This window comes from Microbulbifer epialgicus, assembly GCF_041447265.1.
In the GTDB taxonomy this organism is placed as follows: Bacteria; Pseudomonadota; Gammaproteobacteria; order Pseudomonadales; family Cellvibrionaceae; genus Microbulbifer; species Microbulbifer epialgicus.
In genome coordinates, this window is record NZ_JBGMEK010000155.1 from 1 (window position 1) to 4,773 (window position 4,773).

The 4,773-nt window shown below is 41.1% G+C and carries 4 protein-coding genes; 2 read left to right on the forward strand and 2 right to left on the reverse strand.

Annotation, left to right across the window (positions count from 1 at the left end):
• Positions 1-243: integrase core domain-containing protein (locus ACCI49_RS23610; protein WP_371838516.1), on the forward strand; the 243-nt coding region annotated here is incomplete at its 5' end.
• Between the two features lie 45 nt (positions 244-288).
• On the opposite strand, the gene ACCI49_RS23615 is transcribed toward ACCI49_RS23610, so the two are convergent.
• Both ACCI49_RS23615 and ACCI49_RS23620 read right to left on the reverse strand, forming a co-directional pair.
• Positions 289-999: a type 1 glutamine amidotransferase gene (locus ACCI49_RS23615; RefSeq protein WP_371841696.1), complete on the reverse strand. Its 711-nt coding sequence runs from the start codon at positions 997-999 to the stop codon at positions 289-291.
• 231 nt (positions 1,000-1,230) lie between these two features.
• The gene (locus tag ACCI49_RS23620) at positions 1,231-4,122 is read right to left on the reverse strand and encodes a TonB-dependent receptor (RefSeq protein WP_371841697.1); all 2,892 of its coding nucleotides are present in this window, start codon (positions 4,120-4,122) and stop codon (positions 1,231-1,233) included.
• A 426-nt stretch (positions 4,123-4,548) separates the two neighbouring features.
• Between ACCI49_RS23620 and ACCI49_RS23625 the strand changes: the two genes are divergently transcribed.
• Entirely contained in the window at positions 4,549-4,707 is a 159-nt protein-coding gene (locus ACCI49_RS23625; RefSeq protein ID WP_371841698.1) for a winged helix-turn-helix transcriptional regulator, read from the forward strand.
• Positions 4,708-4,773: the final 66 nt, after the last annotated feature.

Sequence of the window (4,773 nt, forward strand, 5' to 3'; positions counted from 1 at the left end):
AGGCATCCACAAACCAACGGCATCTGTGAGCGCTTCCATAAAACCATTCTACAAGAGTTCTACCAGCCTTCATTACGCCGGAAGATCTATGGATCAATAGAAGAGTTACAAAAGGATCTGGACGAATGGCTCACATATTACAATAATGACCGTACCCATCAGGGTAAAAAGTGTTGTGGCCGCACTCCGATGGCAACACTTGAAGATGGAAAAAGCACCTGGAAGGAAAAACTCGTAAACTGAATTTGACCTGACAAAGCACCTTCTGAAAAACCGGTAACTGTCAGATTAAGTCTGAACTACTACATCTGATTGCACGCCCATTAATGGATTAATATCACCACCACAGTTAGATAGCATATCTAATACACATTTCCAGGTAGTTTCTAGGTGGAATTGAATTCCAATAACATTAGAGCCAAGCTGAAAGGCCTGATTTTTACAGATTCTACTTTTGGCAAGGCGCACGGCCCCAGCTGGCAGATCAAAGGTTTCACAATGCCAGTGAAAAGCCATAGCTGAATATGGAAATCTGTATATCTTTGAGCTACTAGAATACGTTCCAGAAATAGGGTACCAACCAATTTCTTTAGAGGAACAAGGGTATACCCTAGCTCCCATTGCACTTGCTATAATCTGAGCTCTCAAGCAAATACCAAGCACTGCTTTTCCCCTCTCTATTAGCTCACGGACAAACAACTTCTCCTGTGCTAACCACGGATATATATTTTCATCATTTACGCTCATAGGGCCGCCAAGTATTATTAGAAAATCAACATCTTCAGTGCATGGTAGCGTAAAATCCTCATAACATTTGGTATTAGTTACCTCGTACTCATTCTCGTGTAACCACATCTCAATATTACCCAACCCCTCAAAAATGACATGCTGAATATAATGCGCTCGTAATCTATCCTGTTTCGTTGAACTATTTGATGACAATGAATTAGACTTATGACGTTTATCTTTATTGTTTCTGCCAGGAATTTTATCAATCATAATCTTTCATCCTATCAAATCATAATCTTTCATCCTATCAAATCATATAATAGCTTACAGCACATATGGATAATTGTTGTCAACTATGCGGTCGAAATAATTTTAGCTTAAAGAAACAACTCTACCTATATGCGAAAGCATTATCATGTAAGTCGTAATGAAAAGCATGAAAGATTAATATTTAAATCTTCCATGCCCATCACCCTCTTATTAAGCTATTTAGATATCGTATTATAATTGACCGAAATCATAGCGAACACCAAGACGAATGCTGCGCGGGGACTGATAATAGGTAGGCTTACCGTACTGTGGATCAACACTTCCGGAAGCTAGTTCGCCTGTTTCGATCACTTCCGATACTGTGTCATTGTTTAGTATATTAAATACATCTAGGCTCAGTATTAAGTCATGATTATTTGCCAGTCTAATAGGATATTGAGCATTTAAGTCAAGATTCCAATAGTTCTCTGTGCGTCCTTCACTTCCCCTAGAAGTTGCTCTGCCCTGGCAATAGAAGGACTCGGCATCATAGCTCGCGGAGACGGGATCAAAGGGATGCACACCAAAACAGTTCTTGGGTCTACCGGTCTGCCAAATAAAGTTGGCACCAACTCTAAGCCCCATATCAAATGCATAGGTGCCAAAAGCTTTTATGGTATGTCTACGGTCGTTAGGTAAGTTGCCATAACTCCCTTCGGACAAACCGACCACATCAAAGTTAGAAGTTATTCCGGCATCATCTTGCTCATTATCAGATTTTACATAGCCCTCGTTATTCCCCCAGCTGTGTGCCCAGGTATAGGAGGCATCGATTGACCACTTACCATCGAAAGGGCGTTTAAACGTTAACTCTGCTGCCCCATATTGTCGCTCGGCCTTGGGAAAACCAAGCTGCTCTGCAGTAAGATTGATATATTCCATTTGTTCTGGAATGAAAACCCGCATATTAGTGCCAGGATTAGTTAATACATACTGATGTAACCCTTCAAAGACTTCATCCACGCTCTGGCCATCAACTTTTGATGAATCCCAACTTCCAGTCGAATTGTAATAATCAATTACCGCGTAATCGATAGCAACATCATCTAATGCCTTCTCCAGATTCCTGTAAGTGCCTTTAACACCTAATTGTAATCCACTTTCGGTTATATACTCATAACCGAGGATATACTCAGATTGGTACATGGGTTCTATATTACTATCTATGAGACTGTTGGTATCCGACATAGTGCCATCGGCAAATGGCGCGTCCGGTCTAGGATCTCCCAGATTACAGGGAGTAGCATCATCATTTAAACAGTTCCCATCCCAGTCATACCACACCTGAGTATAAAGCTCCTTACCAGCCATCCGTACATTGGTATTGCTGGCTATAGGTAAATAGTACAATCCAGCGTTGGCAAACAATTTCTGATTACCATTGCCTGTGGGGTCCCAGGATAGGGATAACCGGGGAGCCCACTGATCATCAACCTTTATAAAGGTTGTCCCTTCAACATTTCGATTGATAAAAGTTTCACCACGCACTCCGATCTGCGCTGTGAGATTGTCTGTCATGTACCAAGTATCTTGTATATATATAGCTGAGCTATCAGTTTCAAAACTTCCGTCATTCTCATAAACGAGCTTGCGAGCTTGGGCTGGACTTTTGCTTAAATTTGGATACAGCCGCCAGTATTCATGGCCAGAATAGTAGGATTTCGCCGATAGTTGATTTGTTTCTATATCCAGGCCCGCTTCTAAGAAATGATCTGTTAAGTCCCAGCTAAGATCCACGCGAAACATTTTTCTGGTATCTAAGCCTTCATCAATGAATCTTAAATCCCAATCACCAAGAGCTACGGCTCCTTCCTCTCCATCGAGAATTACGACAGGCGAGCTTGAATCACCAGGAATATCATTTCTACTCTGCTCGTTTTCGCCATAAGATACGGACAAGCTAAAGTCTTCGAAAAAATCACCTGTGTAGGTGGTAATCCAATTGAGACCGCCACGGCTATATACCACATCCCCTAAATAGCCATTCGTGGACTTAGCCTCCACATCATAGCTATATAAATTTTCAACTCGATCCCTTTGGTCACTAAACGCAGTAACCTCGAACCTGTGATCATCACTAAGGTAGGCATCTAACTTCATTCCCCAGAAATCCGAAGAGGTTACTCGTTCATACGCACGACCCTCTGTCATTGTATATTCGTCTTCATTTTCTTTTACATTGCTATAGAGTCCATAGAAGAAGACACGATCTTGAATGAGAGGCCCTGAGGCATAGATGTTTGCCTCACCACTATCCCAACTTCCATTTTTATTTTGTATACTAACGGTATTTGGAGATTTATCCACCTGATTATCATAATAATAGCTACCACCAAAGTTAAACTCATTAGAGCCGCTTTTGGTGGTCGCATTCATCACTCCACCTGTAGAACGTCCGAATTTCGCCGAGTACCCCCCAGACTTAACCTGAATATGATCATAGAATTCGAAAGGAACCTTTGAAAAGCCTAAACCATTTCTAAAATTGGTTGTATTCAAGCCATTAATGTAGCTGACGTTTTCCGCTATAGAAGCGCCCGCAAAACTTGCATAATTACCGTCACCAAAATCTTGATCTCCTTTGGAAACACCTGGAGCTAGTAAAGTGACAGATGTTAGATCCCTTGCTACTGGCAACAGATTGATTTCTTCAGAAGAAAGTGATAGCCCAGACTCTGCCACGCCGATATCCATTGCAGGTATCTTTTCACCGATGACCACGAGTTCTTCAAGCTCACTATTACTGCCGATAATGACATTTGACGTTCTACCCAAACTGACCGTTACTGGTCTGGTATCTATCACCTCACCATTAGATAGGATTTGAAGATCGTAATTACCTGGTACTAAATTGATAAAACGGAAATCACCATCAGTTCCGGGTAAAGCTTCTCTTGATACTCCTCTAGACTTATCAATTAACATCACCTTTATGGATGAATCAAATCCTGAGATAGCGCCCTTAATCCCACCAGTAACGTCATCCGCTCTTACCATTGTGGAATTAATACCGGACGCAGCGATAGCAAAAGCAAGAAAGTTTTTGACGATTCTTTTTCTCTTAAAGAGTGATTTATTTTTCATAATTTTCCCAAGGCCGAAAACAAGACGTGCGCTCTAAACTCAGCGCGAAATAAAAATTAATGAATTATTAAAATGAGGGCCGCTAGTGTTGCCATACAGCCCCCATGCAAACAAAAATTAGCCTCCTCTATAAATCATGAGCACATACTTATTAGGGGGTTGTATGTACGAGTGAAAAGAATTCGAGAGAGAATTTATTTACCTCCTTGTAAAATGGCAGACATCCTGTAGATTGATAATTTTATCTTTTTAGAGTATTTTCTGACGTCTAATTTAGCGCATCACTTCGAGACAGTCTGTCTGAACTAGCCTTCATTCTGACACTTTGACCGACAGATTGACTGATGCTCTTAGACTTAACAGTGAGGTTGAAACATGGATAAATTTGATAGGGCAATCATTAACCAGTTGAGAATGGATGCCTGAATGACAGTCTCATCGATTGCGGCTCATGTTAATTTATCTAGATCCTCCGTAACAGAGAGGATTAAGCGCCTTGAAGGTCTAGGGATCATAAGAGGCTACCAAGTATTACTAGTGGTCCATGCGGAAAGTAATGTAACTAATGGAGAATTGTCCGTATAATGCATCTTCTATGCGTACACCTAAACCTTTTCAAGTTTCTGATAATGAAGCGTCCATTCTGAACGA

Excerpts from the sequence above, each read along its gene's own strand:
- ACCI49_RS23615 (WP_371841696.1), bottom strand. The coding sequence starts at position 999 with ATGATTGATAAAATTCCTGGCAGAAACAATAAAGATAAACGTCATAAG.
- ACCI49_RS23620 (WP_371841697.1), bottom strand. The coding sequence starts at position 4,122 with ATGAAAAATAAATCACTCTTTAAGAGAAAAAGAATCGTCAAAAACTTT.
- ACCI49_RS23625 (WP_371841698.1), top strand. The coding sequence starts at position 4,549 with ATGACAGTCTCATCGATTGCGGCTCATGTTAATTTATCTAGATCCTCC.